The sequence below is a fragment of the Leucobacter fengyongliangi genome, assembly GCF_050971685.1.
Classification (GTDB): domain Bacteria; phylum Actinomycetota; class Actinomycetes; order Actinomycetales; family Microbacteriaceae; genus Leucobacter.
This window is the reverse complement of the sequence record NZ_JBPCEU010000003.1, coordinates 158,531-176,067: the sequence shown is the minus strand read 5'-3', so window position 1 is coordinate 176,067 and position 17,537 is coordinate 158,531. Positions and strand designations below refer to the sequence as shown.

Genomic DNA, 17,537 nt, shown 5'->3' with positions numbered 1-17,537 from the left:
CGCATGTGTGGAATCGTGGGATATGTCGGCCTGGGCGACACCGTTGAGGTGCTCGTCAACGGACTGAGGCGTCTTGAATATCGGGGCTATGACTCGGCGGGCATCGCCGTGCTTGATGCCGACGACGAGCTGTTGGTGCGCAAGCGTTCGGGCAAGCTTGCGCGACTGGTCGAACTCCTTGATGAGAATCCGGTGCAGGCGGCGGCCACGGGTATCGGGCACACCCGTTGGGCTACACACGGGGGGCCGACCGATGTGAACGCGCACCCGCACCTGGGTGACGGCGGCAATCTGGCGCTGATCCACAATGGAATCGTTGAGAACTTTGCTGAGCTTCGCGCCGAGGTCGAGACGGACGGCATCGAACTGCTCAGCGAGACAGACACCGAGGTTGTTGCGGCGCTGCTGGGTCGCGAGATTTCTCGAATTGGTGACCTTGAGCTGGCGTTCCGTAACGTGGTCGCCCGTTTGCACGGCACCTTTACACTGCTCGCCATGCACCGAGACACCCCTGAGACCGTGATCGCGGCGCGGCACAACTCTCCGCTGGTGGTCGGGCTCGGCGACGGAGAGAATTTCCTGGGGTCTGATGTTGCCGCGTTTGTGAGCTACACCAATCGTGCGGTGGCGATCGACGAAGACAACATCGCGATCATCACGCCGCAGGAGGTGCGGATCACCGACTTCGCCGGGAACGCCGTCGAGTTCTCGGAGTACGAGGTAGCCTGGGATGCGGGAGCTGCCGACAAGGGTGGCTGGTCCTCGTTCATGGCGAAGGAAATCACCGAGCAGCCGGATGCCGTTGCGAATACGATTCGCGGTCGCGTGGTGGACGGTCACGTCGAGATCCCTGAACTCACTGAGCTGGGCAGCGATGTCCTCACGGGCATCGATCGCATCGTGATTATTGCGTGCGGTACTGCCTCATACGCGGGTCAGATCGGTGCCTACGCGATCGAGCAATGGGCGCGGGTGCCCGTCGAGGTGCAGCTCAGCCATGAGTTCCGATACCGTGACCCGGTGCTAACCTCGCGCACCCTGGTCATCTCGGTCAGTCAATCCGGTGAAACGATGGACACGCTGATGGCGGTCAAGTACGCGAAGGAACGTGGCACGGTCAACGTTTCGGTCTGCAACACGCAGAGCGCTACGATCCCGCGTGAGAGCGACGCGGTCGTGTACACCCACGCGGGCCCCGAGGTCGCCGTCGCTTCGACGAAGGCGTTCACGGCCCAGATCACGGCGCTGTACCTCATCGGGTTGCACCTGGGGCGCGTGCGCGGGGTGCTGTCCGAGATCGATGAGGCCGCCGCTGTGTCACAGCTTGAGCAGTTGCCCGAGCGGATCCGCGAGGCGGTCGACACGCATGAGCAGATCGCTCAACTTGCACACTGGATGGCAGACACCCGCTCGGTGCTCTTCCTTGGCCGACACGTGGGGTACCCCACGGCACTCGAAGGCGCGCTCAAGCTGAAGGAGATCGCCTACATTCACGCGGAGGGATTTGCTGCGGGGGAGTTGAAGCACGGACCCATCGCGTTGATTGATCACGGCCAGCCCGTATTCGTGCTCGTGCCGAGCCCACGCGTGTCACCCATCATGCACTCGAAGGTCGTCTCGAACATTCAAGAGATTCGGGCGCGCGGTGCCCGCGTGATTGCGATCGTGGAGAAGGGGGACACCGCGGTGCTGCCCTACGCCGACGACGTGATTCGCCTGCCGCTCACCGACGCGCTATTCGAGCCGCTGGTGCAGGTGGTGCCGCTGCAGTGGTTCGCGCTTGAACTCTCGACAGCCAAGGGGCTCGATGTCGACCAGCCGCGCAACCTCGCGAAGTCGGTCACGGTCGAATAGCGTCCGATGATCCGCGGCATCGGCGTCGACACCGTTCAGATCGATCGATTTGAGCGGCAGCTTGCGCGCACGCCGGCGCTGGTGGATCGCCTCTTCGTTGGTGAGGAACGAGGCCTGGGGGTGCGCTCGCTCGCGGCGAGGTTCGCGGCGAAGGAGGCCCTCATCAAGGCTCTGGGTGGGTCTGCTGGCCTGAGCTGGCAGGACATGGAGGTGCGGCGAGGGGCAGAGCGCGCGCCGTATTTCCTGCGCACCGCGGCCCTCGAACGTGCGCTGCACGTGCGCGGGGCGCACCGCATTCACCTGTCACTGACACACGACGCGGGGGTCGCCACGGCCTTCGTGGTGGTCGAGTCGGATCTCGAAAGTGGTGGGTCGACGCTGGCCGTCTCGGACGGAGCGAGTACTCTCGAAACACCGAAATCGACATCGAGCCTGGTGTCGACATCAGATACTCCAGAGCACCTGACAATAACCGATCGCGAGGGGGCTGCGTGAGAACCGGCTCAATGCGCACCGCAGAGGTCTCCTTGCCGGCGATTCGGCATAACGTTCGCCGGATTCGCGAGTTCACGGGCGGTCAGGTGATCGCGGTGATCAAGGCCAACGGCTACGGCCACGGATCCGAAATCGCCGCGCGCGCCGCAACCGAGGGCGGCGCGGCGCTTCTTGGGGTCACGGATCTCGAGGAGGCGCTCTCGCTGCGCGACCTCGGGATCGATGCGCCGATCCTGTGCTGGTTACATGGGGTGCGTGCGAACTACGATGCCGCGCTCGAGGGCGACATCGAGATCGGCGTGAGTCACATCTCGCAACTCGAGGCGCTTGCCGCAGCAGCGGAGCGCTCTGGTCGCGTCGCCACCCTGCAGTTCAAGGTCGATACCGGCCTGAGCCGAAACGGCGCATCTGCAGATGAGTGGGAGGCGCTATTCGCGCGGGCTGCCGCGTTGGAATCTGAGGGGCTCGTTCGGGTGAGAGGAATCTTCAGTCACCTCGCGAACGCCGGGGAAGAAAGCGACCGCTCCCAGGCCGCGCGATTCGATCTGGCCATCGAGATGCTGCGCCAGGCGGGGTGCGAACCCGAGCTGATACACCTTGCGGCCTCTGCTGCGACCTTCTCATCTCCGCATCTCCACTACAACACGGTGCGCGTGGGGGTCACGGTCTTCGGGTTGAGCCCATTTGCCGATCGGACATCGGCAGATTTGGGGTTGATCCCGGCGATGACGCTGAAATCTGAAATCGTGGGATTGCGGCCGGTGACCGCGGGGACTGGAGTATCGTACGGGTACAACCACGTGGTGCAGGGCGACACGACGCTCGCACTCGTGCCCGTCGGGTACGCGGACGGTATGCCTCGCGCGCTCAACGGGGCAGGTGCCACTGTCGCGATCGCGGGGCAGCACTGCCCGATCGTGGGCCGAATCGGAATGGACCAGTGCATCATCGATCTCGGAAGCCTCGCCCGGAAGGTGAGCGTGGGAGAATCCGTTGTGTTTTTCGGTGACCCGAGCACCGGCGTTCCTCCGGTGGAGATTTGGGCCGAGCTGATGCGCACCATTAATTACGAGATCATCGTCGGGATAGGCTCCCGCGTGGTGCGCGTCGCCCTGGACGACGTACCCGGCACTGCGGACGAGGACATCTTGGTGCCCAGCGGCCGGGCGGCACTGGTACCCGGCCCAACCTCGCGCCGATTCGAGATCGCCGACCCAGACGACATGCACGCGCTCGGGATGCGGCTGGGTGGGCAACTCGCAGCGGGCGATCTCGTGATCTTGACCGGACCGCTCGGGGCCGGGAAGACGACGTTGAGCCGCGGCATTGGCGAGGGCCTCGGAGTGCGCGGCCCGGTGACCAGCCCCACCTTTGTGCTCGCTCGCACACACCCGTCGCTTATCGGTGGCCCCCCGCTGGTGCACGTCGACGCATATCGGCTCAGCGATGCCGCCGAACTCGATGACCTCGACCTCGATTTTGAGCGATCAGTCGTGGTCGCCGAATGGGGGGCTGGAATGCTCGAGGATCGCGACTCCTGGGTTGAGGTGCTCATCGAGCGCCCTACCGGGGCAGGTGCCGGCGAATGGGACGAATCGGGGATAGAGCCACGCGTCGTTACGGTGACCGGCTACGGCGACCGGTGGAAGGCAGGGGTGTGCTGATGTGCGGGTATGTACCAGGTGTCAATGATCTGGAACCGCTCGATGGCAACACTGACCTCGCCGCACGCACCACGGAATCCGGCAGCCGTGGGTCGAGTTCGATGCCCGCGGAGCTCAGTTCGGCCTCGCCCTCTGAGCGAGTGATCGAAGCGCCCGAGGTCGGCGATCGAGTGCTTCTGGCGATTGACACCTCGCTGGGCACCTCGGTCGCAGTGAGTCACGCGGGTCGAATCGCCGAGGTCGTGAGCGACGATGCCCGCGGCCATGCCGAGGTGATCGGTACCCTGATTGCTCGTTCGTTGGAACTTGCTGGGGTGCGTGGATCCGAAGTAACAGGGGTCGTGGCTGGTATGGGCCCCGGGCCCTTTACCGGCTTGCGCGTGGGGATTGCGGCGGCGCAGGCGTTCGCGGTTGGTCGCGGGGTGCAGCTCTTGCCGTTGCTCGGCCACGAGGCCGTCGCGCTCTCGGTGTTGCAGCTAGGTGCGACGGCATCTGTGCGCGTGGTGCAGGATGCGCGTCGCCGGGAGCTGTTCGTCACGGACTATGGTGTGCTCGACTGGGTCGGGGTGCCGGTGCGCAGGGGAGAGCCATATCTGGTCACCCGTGCCGCGCATGAACCGGTCGCGGGCGAGATCTGGCCCGAGCGGATCCCCGCGGCCAGGCTCGTGCAGCTTGCCGCGCGGCGGCTGGCGAGCGGCCGGGACTTCGAAGCGGATCGGGCCGTCTACCTGCGCGCACCCGATGTGAAACCCTCAGCCGGACCAAAGAGAGTGTCTGGGCTGGCGACACAATGAGCGATGAGCGGCCCGCGGCCTGCACATTACGTGCTGCCAGTTTGGCGGATCTCGACGAGATCTGGGCGATCGAGGCGGCCGTCTTCGGCGACGATGCGTGGAGCCGTGAGCTCATGCGCGAGGAGCTGACCGCAGATCACCGCGCGTACCTGGCGCTGGTTGACGATTTGGGTGTGGTGGTCGGGTATGGCGGGCTGCTGGCGGTCGGAGCAGACGCTGACATTCAGACGATCGCGGTGGTGCCAGGCGCGCGAGGCAGCGGCCGTGGGCGACGCCTCATGGATGCCCTTCTGCGGGCCGCGAGTGAACGCGGAGTGCGTGAGGTATTTCTCGAGGTGCGTGCTGACAACCCCGTCGCGCGCGGTCTGTATGAGTCACTCGGCTTTGAAGAAATCGGTGTCCGGCCCCGCTACTACCAACCAGGCAATGTTGATGCAATTGTGATGCGACGAACGGAACGGGGGAGCGCGTGAGCGTGGCAGAGCCACTGGTGCTCGGTATCGAAACAAGCTGTGACGAGACCGGGGTGGGGATCGTGCGCGGGCGCACGCTGCTGGCCAACACCATCGCTTCCTCGATGGACGAACACGCGCGCTTCGGCGGGGTCGTGCCGGAAGTGGCGGCTCGTGCCCACCTCGAGGCGCTACGGCCCACGATCGAACAGGCCGTGGCCGAAGCGGGGATCCGCCTGGAAGATATCGATGCTGTTGCGGTGACCGCCGGGCCAGGTCTCGCCGGTGCGCTGATGGTGGGTGTTTCTGCTGCGCAGGCCCTTTCGATCGCGCTTGGGAAGCCGATCTACGCGGTGAACCACCTGGTCGGACACGTGGGAGCAGACCTCTTGCAGGGTGAGGGGCTGCGTCAGGTCGCGGGGGCCGTGGGCGAACTCGAGCTGCCGACCGTGGCGTTACTCGTCTCGGGTGGGCACACCTCACTGCTCGTCGTGCGCGACCTCGTGAGCGACGTGGAGCTTCTGGGCGAGACCATCGACGATGCCGCGGGCGAGGCGTTTGACAAGGTCGCGAGGCTCCTCGGTCTGCCCTACCCGGGCGGGCCCCACATCGATCGGGTCGCGGCCGACGGCGATCCTTACGCCATCAGGTTTCCTCGTGGGCTGACCTTGCCGAAGGACCTGGTGAAGCACCGCTACGATTTCTCGTTCTCGGGGCTCAAGACCTCGGTTGCCCGCTGGGTGGAGAAGGAGCAGGACGCGGGAAGGGATGTCCCTGTCGCTGATGTCGCCGCGAGCTTTCGCGAGGCGGTCGCCGACGTGCTCACCGCAAAGGCCATCGACGCGTGTCGCAATCTCGGCGTGCCCCGATTGCTGCTGGGCGGTGGAGTCGCCGCGAACGCTCGCGTGCGCACGCTCGCGGCCGAGCGCGCGGCTGCGGCCGGTGTCGATCTGCGTGTGCCGCCGCTTTCGCTGTGCACCGACAACGGCGCGATGATCGCCTCCCTCGGGGCGCAACTCGTTGCGGCGGGTCACGAGCCGTCAGGCCTCGGTTTCGGCGCCGACTCGACGCTGCCAGTTACCCAGGTGCAGGTATAGCAAAGCGGGGCTGGGATGACCCGGCCCCGCTTTGCTCGAACACTCGGTGAGTGTGCCCCGACGTTCTTACGCGCCTAGGATCTCGGACACGAGCTGGGTGATGCGCGCACGAATGTCGTCGCGGATCGGTCGCACGGATTCGATGCCCTGCCCTGCCGGGTCCTCGAGCGACCAGTCTTCGTAGCGCTTCCCTGGAAAGACCGGACAAACGTCTCCGCAGCCCATGGTGATGACGACATCCGATTCCTGCACGGCTTCGGTGGTCAGTACCTTGGGGGCTTCCGAGGTGATGTCGATGCCCTCCTCACGCATGGCTTCGACCGCGACCGGGTTGATCTGTTCGGCAGGAAGGGATCCTGCGGAGAGCACCTGGATTCGGTCTCCTGCCAGGTGGCGCAGGTAGCCGGCGGCCATCTGAGAACGGCCCGCGTTGTGCACGCAGACGAAAAGAACGGTGGGGGTGGATGTGCTCATTGCGTTGCTTTCCTAATCGTGAGTGGTGAGGGTTGAAATAAGCGCCTGTGCGCGGGCCGCGATATCGTCGCGGATCGCCGCGACGCCCTCGGGAGAGGCGAGGGCCGGATCGCCCACAGCCCAGTCTTCATAGCGAACGCCCGGAATGATGGGGCAGACATCACCGCAGCCCATCGTGACCACGACATCGGCGGCACGCACAGCATCGTCGGTGAGTGGCTTGGGAAATCGCTCATCGGCTCGAACGCCCTCGATCTCCACCAGGAGGTCGTGCACGTGCGGATGGACGTGAGCGGCCGGCGCCGACCCTGCGGAGCGGGCGACCACTTTTCCGGCCGAGAGCTGGTTCACGAGGGCCGCGGCAAGCTGCGAACGGCCTGCATTTTGCACGCAGACGAACAGTACTTGCGGACCGGAATGCTCACGGTCTCGATGCAGATCGGCGATCCGCTGCTTGGCGAATCGTTCGGTGAGGGGAATGAGGTGGGTGGCGACCCGTGCTGTGCGGGCGAGCGAGGCATAGGACTCACGAACGAGCCACAGCACTTCGCTGCGTGGGAGGTCGGGGTGGGCCGATGCGAGCTGCTCTGCGAGATGAGTGACTCGCTCGTCAAGATTCGGCAGGGCTGCCTGGGCATGGGAGCGGGAATCGTCAGCCACCGCAGCCGGCGCAAATGAGTCGAGTAGTGCGGTGACGGCAGTGCGGCGGTCTGCGGGGATGCGGTACCACACCCAGGTGCCGCGGCGGTCGGATTCAAGTAAACCGACATCCTTGAGCACCTTGAGGTGGTGCGAGACGGTGGGCTGCGCGACACTACTGAGTTCTGCGAGATCGCACACGCAGGATTCCCCACGCGGATCTGCGGCAATTGCAGACAGCATCCGTAGCCGCAGCGGATCAGCCAGTCCTTTGAGGGTGGCCGCAAGTGACTGGGCCGCCTCCGTGCCCATGGCGTGCGACTCGGTCGGCGAGCAGGCGAGGTTGGTCTCGGTCGGTGTGGTGCTCATGAGGTGCCCCCTACGGATGCCTGGGTGTGAATGCCAACGCCGCGACGAAGTTATATCGAGATTCGTCTATATCGACACTTATCGATTATAGTCACATGCGTCGCCACACGTCGAAACATCGATGATGCCTACCGTCAAGGTGGGTCGGCGAGACAGCCGCGACCCAGTGAATGAGTATCGACGTGAGTGAGCACAACATGACATCTCTATCTGTCCCATCGCTCTGGCGGCGGCTGCTGGCAGAATTCCTCGGCACCGGACTGCTGGTGACTGTAGTGGTCGGCTCCGGAATCGCGGCCAGCGAGTTGTCGCCGAGTGACATCGGGCTGCAGCTCCTTGAGAACAGCTTCGCTACCGCGCTCGGCCTGGCCGTGCTGATAGTCATCCTTGCATCGGTCTCGGGGGCCCATTTCAACCCGGTGGTCACACTCGCCGACTGGTTTGTTGGTCGTCGCGCTCGGGGCGGGTTTGCGGGTCGGGATCTTGCTCCGTACGTGCTGGCACAGGTCGTCGGAGGCATCGGGGGAGCGGTGCTCGCGAACCTCATGTTTGATCTGCCGACCAGCCTTTCCGCTACCGATCGGGTCACCCCGGGAACACTGCTCGCCGAGGTTGTGGCCACCGCGGGCCTCGTGCTTTTGATCTTTACCCTTGCCCGGTCAGGGCGTGGACCACTCGTCATCGGCCCGGCCGTCGGCGCGTATATTGGCTCGGCCTACTGGTTCACATCTTCCACGTCGTTCGCAAACCCCGCGGTGACGATTGGCCGAATGTTTTCCGACACGTTTGCGGGGATTGCGCCAGTCTCTGTGCTGCCATTCATCGTTGCGCAGCTTGTGGGTGGAGTGGTGGGGGTGTTGTTGGTACTGGCGCTGTTTCCGCAGCGCAGCCCGAGCCGCTGACGGCAGATGCCCGTGGGCCCCACCGCGCGCTTCGCTCCGTGGGCAATCGCAGTGGCGATTGGGTGCACTTCGCGCACGAAGCCATGCTTCGTGCAAATGCTCAGTGCCCCACCGGGCGCTTCGCTCCGTTGGCTGCCGTCGTGGACGGCACGGGACCCTGAATGCGCAGAGCGATGCTCTGCGCATAATTCAGTGCCCCCGGAGGGATTCGAACCCCCGACCTACGGTACCGGAAACCGGCGCTCTATCCCCTGAGCTACGGAGGCGACCTGACAATCCTAGCGCAATTGGAGACCCCGTTTCACGCTCGGAGCTTCCGTCGCGATGCCGCACGTAGAATGGTCACTCGTGACCCCCCAAGAACTTGCCAGCGCTCTCGCCCGTATCCTGAACGATCTCCTCGCCGAACGCGGTGTCGAGATCGTTGTGACCGAATCGGACGCTGAACCAGAGCGACCCAAGAACCGCGAGCACGGTGACTGGGCTTCGAACCTCGCGATGAAGTTCGCGAAGCGGATCGGCACGAACCCGCGTGAACTTGCCGCCGAGATCGTGCAGCGCATCTCCGAAATCGACGGCATCGCGAAGGCCGAGATTGCCGGGCCTGGCTTCATCAACATCACCCTCGATGCGGCCAGCGCGGGCGAGACTGCGCGTCGAATCCTCGAGCAGGGTGAAGGCTACGGGCGGGGCACCGTTCTTGCCGGCCAAAAGATCAACCTCGAGTTCGTCTCAGCGAACCCCACCGGCCCGCTGCACATGGGCCACACTCGCTGGGCTGCGCTTGGCGATTCGCTGTCTCGTGTCCTGCGAGCAGCCGGGGCCGAGGTCACCAACGAGTACTACATCAACGATGCCGGTTCGCAAATGAACAAGTTCGGTCGATCGGTTCTGGCGGCGGCGCTCGGTGAGCCCGCTCCTGAGGATGCCTACCCGGGTGAATACATTCAGTCACTGGGCGCGCACGTGCGCGGCGAGATCCCGAATCTCGCGGATCTGCCGCGAGACGAGGCACTCGAATTGGCGCAGGAAACTGCGTATCAGCGACAGCTCGCTGAGATCAAAGACTCGCTTGAGCGCTTCAACGTGCACTTTGATGTCTTCTTCTCTGAGCGCACCCTGCACACACCCGGCGCGAACGGGGAGCAGAGCCCCATCGAGGCCGCGGTCGACCGGCTGCGCGAGCAGGGGCACGTTTTTGAGGCAGACGACGCGATTTGGGTGCGCACCACCGACTTCGGAGACGACAAGGATCGCGTGTTCACCCGCGGCAACGGCATTTACACCTACTTCGCCGCGGATGCCGCCTACTACCTCACGAAGAAGGATCGCGGCTTCGGCGAGAAGATCTATCTTCTGGGAGCCGACCACCACGGCTACATTGGCCGCCTGACTGCGCTCGCGGGAGCTGCGGGCGACAACATCGAGACCGACATCACGGTCCTCATCGGTCAACTGGTCAACCTCAACGGCGCGAAGCTCTCAAAGCGGGCGAACAACATCATCGAGCTTGACGACCTGCTCGAGTGGCTCGGCAGCGACGCGCTGCGCTACTGGCTCGCGCGCTATCCGGCTGACTCGCCGCTCTCGCTCGAGGGTGAAAAGCTGCGCAGCCGCACGAACGACAATCCGGTGTTTTATGTGCAGTATGCCCACGCGCGCACCTGCGCGGTGGATCGCAACGCCGTTCTCGCGGGTGTGGATCGGAGCACCTTTGAGCCTGCGCTGCTCACCCATGACACCGAGTCAGATCTGCTCGGCAAACTGCAGGAGTACCCGCGCATCGTCGCTGGTGCCGCCGAGCTGCGTGAGCCGCACCGGGTGGCGCGCTACCTCGAGGAGCTGGCGGCCGCCTATCACCGCTGGTATGACAACTGCCGGGTGATTCCGCTCGGCGAGGAGCCGGTGAGCGACCTGCATCGCACGCGCCTGTGGCTGAACGACGCGGCCGGTCAAGTGATCCGCAACGGTCTCGATTTGCTGGGTGTCAGCGCGCCGGAACGGCTCTAGCAATGACCGCGGCTGCGACTGCGGAAACGGCACCACGGAGACCGCGCTGGGCACTGCGGGTGCTGGGTATCGTGCTGGTACTCGCGGCGCTCGCGGGCGCGGCCGAGCTTGCGCTCAGGCTCATTGTTCCCGGCATCGTCGCGAGTGCGGTGAGAGACAGCTTCGGCATGACCGTCGACCACCCAGTCGACGTAACAGTCGAAGGGTCGGCGTTGCTGAGCGCACTCGCGGGCAACGTTGGCGACGTGTCGATCCGGGTGCCGCAGGTGACAGTACTCGAAGGCATCACCGTGACGGTGGCGGCATCGGCCCAGGCTCTGCCGTACGACGCGACTGGTCGCCCAATGGAAGCGGCCGACGCGTCGGTCACGATTCCCGCAGATCAGTTGGGCTCCGTGATCGCGCTCGTGACCTCGGGTGTCGCGAATACGGGCGGAGTCACTGGCGGTGAGCTCCGGCTTGGACGAGACATTTCCATGTTTGGCGTGAGGATACCCATCGAGGCGAGTCTCGCTGTTGCGGTGAGCGATGGCGATCTCCTGGTTGAGCCCACCGCGGTGAGTGCGGCGGGGGCGGATCTCACTGCCGAGCAGATTCGCCAAATCGCGGGTACCTCCCTCGACGGGATACTGAAGCCGCATTCGGTGTGTGTGCGCGACCAACTCCCCGCGGGAGTCACCCTCACTGAGATTCGCTTCTCGTCGACGGGCGCAGTGACCGTGGCCGCGAGCCTCGCTCCTGACATCATCGCGAACCCCGCGCAACTCGAGCTCGGCACCTGCGCGTAGCCGGTCCACGGGGGAGTATGCCGAGGGCGGTAAGCTTGTGGGGTGAGTGCTGCCGTCGACCCGAACGCGATCGATCCACGTGTCTACCCGCCAACTTCGCGTCGAGGGCGCGATTGCGGGAGACTGAAACTTGGGAATCTCACGGCGACTGATCTCGTGGAAGAATATGGATCACCGCTCTACGTCATCGACGAGAACGCGGCCCGGCTCCGGGCCCGTGAAGTGCGCGCCGCGTTGCAGAGAGAATTTGCCCGCGTCGGCACCGAGGCGACTGTTTACTACGCGGGTAAGGCGTTTCTCTGCGTCGAGGTCGCCAGGTGGATGACGGAGGAGGGCCTCAACATCGATGTTGCGAGCGGCGGGGAACTCGCGGTGGTGCTCGCCGCCGACATAGATCCGGCGCGCATCGGTTTCCACGGGAACAACAAGTCGGTCGCCGAAATTGAGCGCGCGGTAGGCGCTGGCGTGGGCACGATCGTGCTCGATAGCGAGCAGGAGATCGAACGGGTAGCGCGGGCCGCGGCAGCCGCGGGGATTCGCCAGCGCGTTCGTCTGCGCGTCAACAGCGGCGTGCACGCCGGGACGCATGACTACCTGGCTACCGCGCACGAAGACCAGAAGTTCGGCCTGCCGCTCCCTCGAGCGACCGAGCTCGTGCGGGCCATCGTCAGCCACGAGAGCCTCGATTTCATGGGCCTGCACTGCCATATCGGATCACAGATTTTCGCGACCGACGGGTTTCGCGAGTCTGCAAGGCGCCTCATCGGTGTATACGCGGACCTGGCGGGTATCACCGGCACCCCGATTGCAGAGCTCAACCTCGGCGGAGGGTTCGGCATCGCCTACACCTCAGCACAGGCGAGCGAAGCTCCAGATGTTGCCACAATCGCGCGGGAACTCGCCGACATCGTGGCAGATACCTGCCGCGCCGCGGGCATCGCGATTCCGAAGCTCGCCTTTGAACCAGGTCGGTCGATCATTGGGCAAGCGGGCATCACCCTCTACACGGTGGGCACGACGAAGCCGGTGCAGCTCGCGGGCAGCGACGCTGAGCGAGAGAGCCTGGATCTGGGTTCTGCCGAGCGGCTGTACGTCAGCGTCGACGGGGGGATGAGCGACAACCCTCGTCCGGCTCTGTACGGTGCCGACTATCAGGTGCGCCTTGCGAACCGGCGCAGCGATGCCGAGCCCGCGCTCGTGCGCGTAGTGGGCAAGCACTGCGAGTCGGGCGACATCGTCGTGAACCGTGATCTGCTTCCCGGTGACGTTGCCCCGGGCGATATCCTTGCGGTGGCAGCGACCGGGGCCTACTGTTGGTCGATGTCGAGCAACTACAATTACGTGCCGCGGCCCGCGGTGGTTGCCGTGAGAGACGGTACATCGCGAGTGATCGTGCGTGGCGAAACCGAGGCCGACCTGCTCGCGCGGAGTGTGTTCTAGGGCGCTCGCACGGAGCGCCGCGCGGCGATTCGCGATCCACCACTTTCCTCGACATCACACATGCCACAACAAATCGAACGGAGTAACGAAGTGAACGGTTACCGCGATCTTCGCGTTGCGCTCCTGGGCTGCGGCTCAGTGGGCGCTCAAGTTGCGAGGCTTATCCTCGACCATGGCGACGAGTTGGCGGCCCGCATTGGGGCCAATCTGCAGCTCACCGGTATCGCCGTGCGCGACATTGACGCGCGACGCGACGTGGAGTTGCCCCGTGAGCTGTTCACGACCGATGCCGAGCAACTGGTGCTCGGTGCTGATGTGGTCGTGGAGCTGATGGGCGGCATCGAGCCCGCTCGCTCGTTGATCTTGCGCGCGATTGAGGGCGGAGCCGACGTGGTTACCGCAAACAAGGCGTTGATTGCCGCGCACGGCCCCGAACTGAGCGAGGCGGCCGAGCAGGTCGGTGCCCAGCTGTCTTACGAGGCTGCGGTTGCTGGCGCGATCCCGATCATTCGTCCGCTGCGTGAGAGCCTCGCGGGTGACCACGTTACTCGGGTGTTGGGTATCGTGAACGGGTCGACGAACTACATTCTCGATCGGATGGATCGCTTTGGCGACAGCGCCGAGGACGCGATGCGCGTGGCTGCCGAGCTCGGCTATCTCGAGGCGGATCCCACGCTTGATGTCGAGGGCTATGACGCGGCGCAGAAGGCGACCATTCTCGCACGCATCGCCTTTCACACTGAGGTGCCTGTCGACTCCGTGTACCGCGAGGGCATCACGCGGGTAACCCTGGCACAGGTCGAAGCGGCTAAACACGCCGGCTATGTGATCAAGCTTCTTGCCATCGCTGAGCGACTCACTGCGGCGGATGGTACCGAGGGTGTCTCCGCGCGGGTCTACCCGGCGCTGATCAGCCGCGATCACCCGCTTGCAGCGGTGCACGGCGGGAAGAACGCGGTCTTCGTCGAGGCAGAGGCGGCCGGGGAACTCATGTTCTATGGCGCCGGCGCCGGCGGTGTCGAGACGGCCTCCGCGGTACTCGGCGACCTAGTCTCGGCCGCGCGCCGGCACGTGGTGGGTGGGCCTGGTATCCCGGGATCCGCGCACGCCGACCTGCCCATTCTGCCGATTGGCGAGGTGACCACGAGCTACCAGATCATGCTCGAGGTGCGTGACGAAGCTGGGGTTCTCGCGACCATCGCCGGGATTCTCGCACAGCACGGTGTTTCCGCGTCGAGCGTCGAACAGTCAGTACCCGAGGGCTCGCGCGGCACCGCGTCGCTCGTTATCGGTACACACCGGGCGCGCGAGGCCGACCTCGCGGCGACCGTCGAGGAGTTGCGCGACAGCGAGGCGGTCACGGCTGTCACGAGTGTGCTGCGCCTTGAGGGCAACTCATGACGCGACTGCGGGTGCACGTACCGGCCACGAGCGCCAACCTCGGTCCAGGCTTTGACACGCTGGGAATTGCGCTGTCACACGGAGACGAGCTCACCGTAGCGACCCGTGATACCCCGGGCGTCTCTGTAGCGGTAAACGGAGTGGGTGCGGGGGAGGTTCCCACCGACGAGACGAATCTCGTGGCCCGCTCGGTACGGCACGTCTTTGACCGCTTGGGCCGCACCATGCCCGGTATCGATATCGTGGCGCACAATCGCATTCCACACGGCCGCGGTATGGGGTCGTCGGGGTCGGCGATCGTGGCAGGTGTGATGATCGCCGCCGGCCTCCTCGCGCACGATGCCACAGACCCGGTGCGCCTCGGCGACGACCAACTCTTGCGATTTGCGACTGAGCTCGAAGGTCACCCAGATAATGTCGCGCCTGCGCTCTTTGGTGGGCTTACCATTGCCTGGACCAATGCCGAGGGTCCGAGGTTCAAGCGGCTCATGGTGCACCGGGGTGTCTCGCCGCTGGTGCTCGTGCCCGATTTCACCATGTCAACCGAGCTTGCCCGCAGCCTGCAGCCGGCACAGGTCCCGCATGAAGACGCGGTGTTCAACGTGTCTCGTTCTGCGCTGCTCGTCGCGGCCCTCACGCAGAGCCCAGAGCTGCTGTTCGAGGCAACCGAAGATCGGCTGCATCAGAACTATCGCGGGGAAGCCATGCCGCTCACTCGCGACCTCATCGGTGCACTTCGTGCGGCGGGGCACGCTGCAGTCGTTTCCGGTGCGGGGCCCTCGATCCTCGTGCTCGCGAGCGGGCCTGCCGAGCGACTCGCGGCAGCGAAGGTGGCAGAGGCTCACGGCGGCAGCTGGCGCGCGTTGTTCCTGGCTGTTGATATCAAGGGTGCTACAGTAGAAGAGATTCCCGCCGCGTAGCCGTGGTTCTCCCGCGTGTGTGAAAGAGTGGATCTCCACCCCGAATGTTATGGGTTGTGGTGAACCCTCCCGGTGGTGGATCGTTTCCTCGCCCGCTTCGTCGGGCGATCCTGACGCACACTCGTGCATCGCCGCGAACATCAGAGCATTGTATCTGAGAGTTCCCGTGGCACCTCTCCCGAAAGGATGACCGTGGAGCACATCTCCAACGAGACCAACGCACCCGCAGCTGGTGCAACCCTGGCTACTTCTGCGCAGGCAGCAGACCAGCCTACGAACGCCGAGGCAGCCCCAGCGCGCCGTCGATCGCGCCGGGCGACCGCAGCTACCGGCGAGGCGGTTGCCCCTCCCGCGGCACAGGCCAACGAGGCATCTGAACCCGCTTCCGAGAACCGTGCCGCTGAAAAGCCTGCCGCCCAGAAGCGTGGCGCTGAGAAGACGGCCGCAGAGAAGCCACGTGCGGCACGTGCGTCGAGCGCCGAGGCCGTTGAAGTTCCCGTAGCAGAAGAGGCGGCAGCGCCGAAGAAGCGTGCGACGCGCAGTCGCAAGAAGCCGGTCGAGGCCGAGCCCCAGGCTCAGCCCCAGTCCAACGAATCCGTGGACGATGGGCAGGCCGCGACAGCTTCCCCAGATGAAGCATCTGCTGATGCCGAGGCTCCCGTCGCGCCCAAGCGTCGTGCGACGCGCAGTCGCAAGAAGCCCGTTGAGGCTGATGCACCCGTTGCCGATGCGCCGGCAAGCGATGCGCCACAAAGCACAGAAGCCGCTCAGTCTGAGCCCGTGCCAGCGGCAGTGACGCAGCCGGAGTCAGATCCCGAAGCGGAGGCTGGCCAAGGCCGGTCGAGTAATCAGCGAGGCCAGGGGAATCAGAAGACCCAGTCAAACCAGCGCAGTCGCTCACGCAACGGTCAGTCGCGCCGCCCCGCCGAGCCCAGTGAGACCGAAGATGGCGAGCAGCAGTCAGAGGGCGCCGAGAGGGGCGGAAGTGACACATCGTCCGCCCGCAACGGGGAGGCTCCTGCGCGGTCGAGTCGCACCCGTCAGCGCGAGCGCAAGCGCCGCGGCCAGCCTGACGATCTTGAGCCAGAAATCACCGAAGACGACGTGCTGCTGCCCGTCGCCGGCATTCTCGACGTGCTCGACAACTACGCTTTCGTGCGCACGAGCGGGTACCTCCCGGGAACGAACGACGTGTATGTTTCACTCGGTCAAGTCAAGAAGTACGGCCTTCGCAAGGGCGACGCAGTTGTCGGCGCGATCCGCCAGCCTCGCGACACCGATGGTGGAGGTCGTCAGAAGTACAACGCGATCGTCAAGGTAGATACGGTCAACTCGCGCCCCGTCGAAGACGAGCAGAATCGAGTCGATTTCCAGGATCTGACACCGATCAATCCCGATCAACGGCTTCGACTCGAAACCGGCAAGGCTGAGCTCACTCAGCGCCTGATTGATCTCTTCACGCCGATCGGGCTGGGGCAGCGCGGTCTCATCACGGGAGGCAGCGGGTCGGGCAAGACTCAGGCTCTCCGGCACATTGCCGCCGGAGTGGCGCACAACCATCCCGAGGCGCACCTCATGCTGGTGCTGCTTGATGCCCGACCCGAAGAGGTCACCGAGCTGCAGCGCAGCATCAACGGCGAGGTCATCTCAGCAACCTTTGATCGTGCTGCAGAAGACCAATCGACCGTTGCCGAGCTCGCGGTCGAACGCGCAAAGCGACTCGTTGAGTTGGGACACGACGTGGTCGTCCTGCTTGATTCGGTGACCGGTTTGGGCCGGGCGCACCACCTCGCGAGTCCTGCTGCGGCCCGCCTCGCAGGCGGCATTCTCGACCCGTTGGTTCTCGCGCCGGTGAAGCGTCTGTTGGGAGCTGCACGCAATCTGGAAAACGGTGGATCGCTGACCATCATCGCCACGGCGAATGCACATTCAACCTCGCGCACCGACGAGCTCATCCTTGAGGAGCTTGCTGGTGTCTGGAACATGGAGCTTCGTCTCGTGGACGAGCTGGCCGCGCGACGCACATTTCCCGCGATCGACCTCGTCAGCTCGGCAACGCGGCGGGAAGAGCTCTTGACGAGTGAGGCCGAGGCAGATGTGCTGGGCCAGGTGCGTCGCTCCGTGGTCGAGTTGGGTCAGCAGAACGGCCTTGAGATGGTCCTGAACAAGCTGCAGGAGACGTCGACGAATGTTGAGTATCTTGCGCTGGTACAGCGCACCTCAGTGCGCGCCTGACGG

Annotated in this window: 14 protein-coding genes, 1 tRNA gene and 1 pseudogene; 13 read left to right on the top strand and 3 right to left on the bottom strand. The window is 64.9% G+C overall.

Annotated elements, in window-relative coordinates; translation table 11 throughout:
- The first annotated feature begins 3 nt into the window (after window positions 1-3).
- The 6 genes and pseudogenes from glmS (at window position 4) to tsaD (ending at window position 6,356) form a co-directional block, all read left to right on the top strand.
- Complete coding sequence (gene glmS, locus ACR0R4_RS03745; protein ID WP_433646000.1) at window positions 4-1,854, top strand: glutamine--fructose-6-phosphate transaminase (isomerizing); 1,851 nt, start codon at window positions 4-6, stop codon at window positions 1,852-1,854.
- Window positions 1,855-1,860: 6 nt separating this feature from the next.
- Window positions 1,861-2,211, top strand: a pseudogene (locus tag ACR0R4_RS03740) (holo-ACP synthase); the annotation flags it as partial.
- A gap of 134 nt (window positions 2,212-2,345) precedes the next feature.
- Complete coding sequence (gene alr / locus ACR0R4_RS03735; protein WP_433645999.1) at window positions 2,346-4,013, top strand: alanine racemase; 1,668 nt, start codon at window positions 2,346-2,348, stop codon at window positions 4,011-4,013.
- Entirely contained in the window at window positions 4,013-4,807 is a 795-nt protein-coding gene (gene tsaB, locus ACR0R4_RS03730) for a tRNA (adenosine(37)-N6)-threonylcarbamoyltransferase complex dimerization subunit type 1 TsaB (protein WP_433645998.1), read from the top strand. Before alr ends, tsaB begins: the two co-directional genes overlap by 1 nt.
- On the top strand, window positions 4,804-5,280 hold the full coding sequence (gene rimI, locus ACR0R4_RS03725; protein ID WP_433645997.1) for a ribosomal protein S18-alanine N-acetyltransferase: 477 nt from the start codon (window positions 4,804-4,806) through the stop codon (window positions 5,278-5,280). The genes tsaB and rimI overlap by 4 nt, the downstream gene beginning before the upstream one ends.
- Window positions 5,277-6,356: a tRNA (adenosine(37)-N6)-threonylcarbamoyltransferase complex transferase subunit TsaD gene (tsaD, locus tag ACR0R4_RS03720; protein WP_433645996.1), complete on the top strand. Its 1,080-nt coding sequence runs from the start codon at window positions 5,277-5,279 to the stop codon at window positions 6,354-6,356. Before rimI ends, tsaD begins: the two co-directional genes overlap by 4 nt.
- 66 nt (window positions 6,357-6,422) lie before the next feature.
- Here tsaD and ACR0R4_RS03715 read toward each other — a convergent pair whose 3' ends face one another.
- Both ACR0R4_RS03715 and ACR0R4_RS03710 read right to left on the bottom strand, forming a co-directional pair.
- Window positions 6,423-6,830, bottom strand: coding sequence for an arsenate reductase ArsC (locus tag ACR0R4_RS03715; protein WP_433645995.1), 408 nt, complete (start codon window positions 6,828-6,830; stop codon window positions 6,423-6,425).
- Between the two features lie 12 nt (window positions 6,831-6,842).
- Window positions 6,843-7,838: a metalloregulator ArsR/SmtB family transcription factor gene (locus tag ACR0R4_RS03710; protein WP_433645994.1), complete on the bottom strand. Its 996-nt coding sequence runs from the start codon at window positions 7,836-7,838 to the stop codon at window positions 6,843-6,845.
- A 197-nt stretch (window positions 7,839-8,035) separates the two neighbouring features.
- On the opposite strand from ACR0R4_RS03710, the gene ACR0R4_RS03705 reads away from it, so the two are divergent.
- Complete coding sequence (locus ACR0R4_RS03705; RefSeq protein WP_433646042.1) at window positions 8,036-8,740, top strand: MIP/aquaporin family protein; 705 nt, start codon at window positions 8,036-8,038, stop codon at window positions 8,738-8,740.
- Window positions 8,741-8,933: 193 nt separating this feature from the next.
- On the opposite strand, the gene ACR0R4_RS03700 is transcribed toward ACR0R4_RS03705, so the two are convergent.
- A tRNA-Arg gene (locus tag ACR0R4_RS03700) sits at window positions 8,934-9,006 on the bottom strand.
- Between the two features lie 82 nt (window positions 9,007-9,088).
- Here ACR0R4_RS03700 and argS point away from each other — a divergent pair.
- The 6 genes from argS to rho all read left to right on the top strand — a co-directional run bounded on the left by argS (window position 9,089) and on the right by rho (window position 17,534).
- Window positions 9,089-10,750, top strand: a complete 1,662-nt coding sequence (argS, locus tag ACR0R4_RS03695) for an arginine--tRNA ligase (protein WP_433645993.1) — start codon at window positions 9,089-9,091, stop codon at window positions 10,748-10,750.
- A gap of 2 nt (window positions 10,751-10,752) precedes the next feature.
- Complete coding sequence (locus ACR0R4_RS03690) at window positions 10,753-11,538, top strand: LmeA family phospholipid-binding protein (RefSeq protein WP_433645992.1); 786 nt, start codon at window positions 10,753-10,755, stop codon at window positions 11,536-11,538.
- A 42-nt stretch (window positions 11,539-11,580) separates the two neighbouring features.
- Window positions 11,581-12,978, top strand: a complete 1,398-nt coding sequence (lysA, locus tag ACR0R4_RS03685) for a diaminopimelate decarboxylase (protein ID WP_433645991.1) — start codon at window positions 11,581-11,583, stop codon at window positions 12,976-12,978.
- Between the two features lie 60 nt (window positions 12,979-13,038).
- Window positions 13,039-14,379, top strand: a complete 1,341-nt coding sequence (locus ACR0R4_RS03680) for a homoserine dehydrogenase (RefSeq protein ID WP_433645990.1) — start codon at window positions 13,039-13,041, stop codon at window positions 14,377-14,379.
- Window positions 14,376-15,299: a homoserine kinase gene (gene thrB / locus ACR0R4_RS03675; RefSeq protein WP_433645989.1), complete on the top strand. Its 924-nt coding sequence runs from the start codon at window positions 14,376-14,378 to the stop codon at window positions 15,297-15,299. Before ACR0R4_RS03680 ends, thrB begins: the two co-directional genes overlap by 4 nt.
- A gap of 192 nt (window positions 15,300-15,491) precedes the next feature.
- Window positions 15,492-17,534, top strand: coding sequence for a transcription termination factor Rho (gene rho / locus ACR0R4_RS03670; protein WP_433645988.1), 2,043 nt, complete (start codon window positions 15,492-15,494; stop codon window positions 17,532-17,534).
- Window positions 17,535-17,537: the final 3 nt, after the last annotated feature.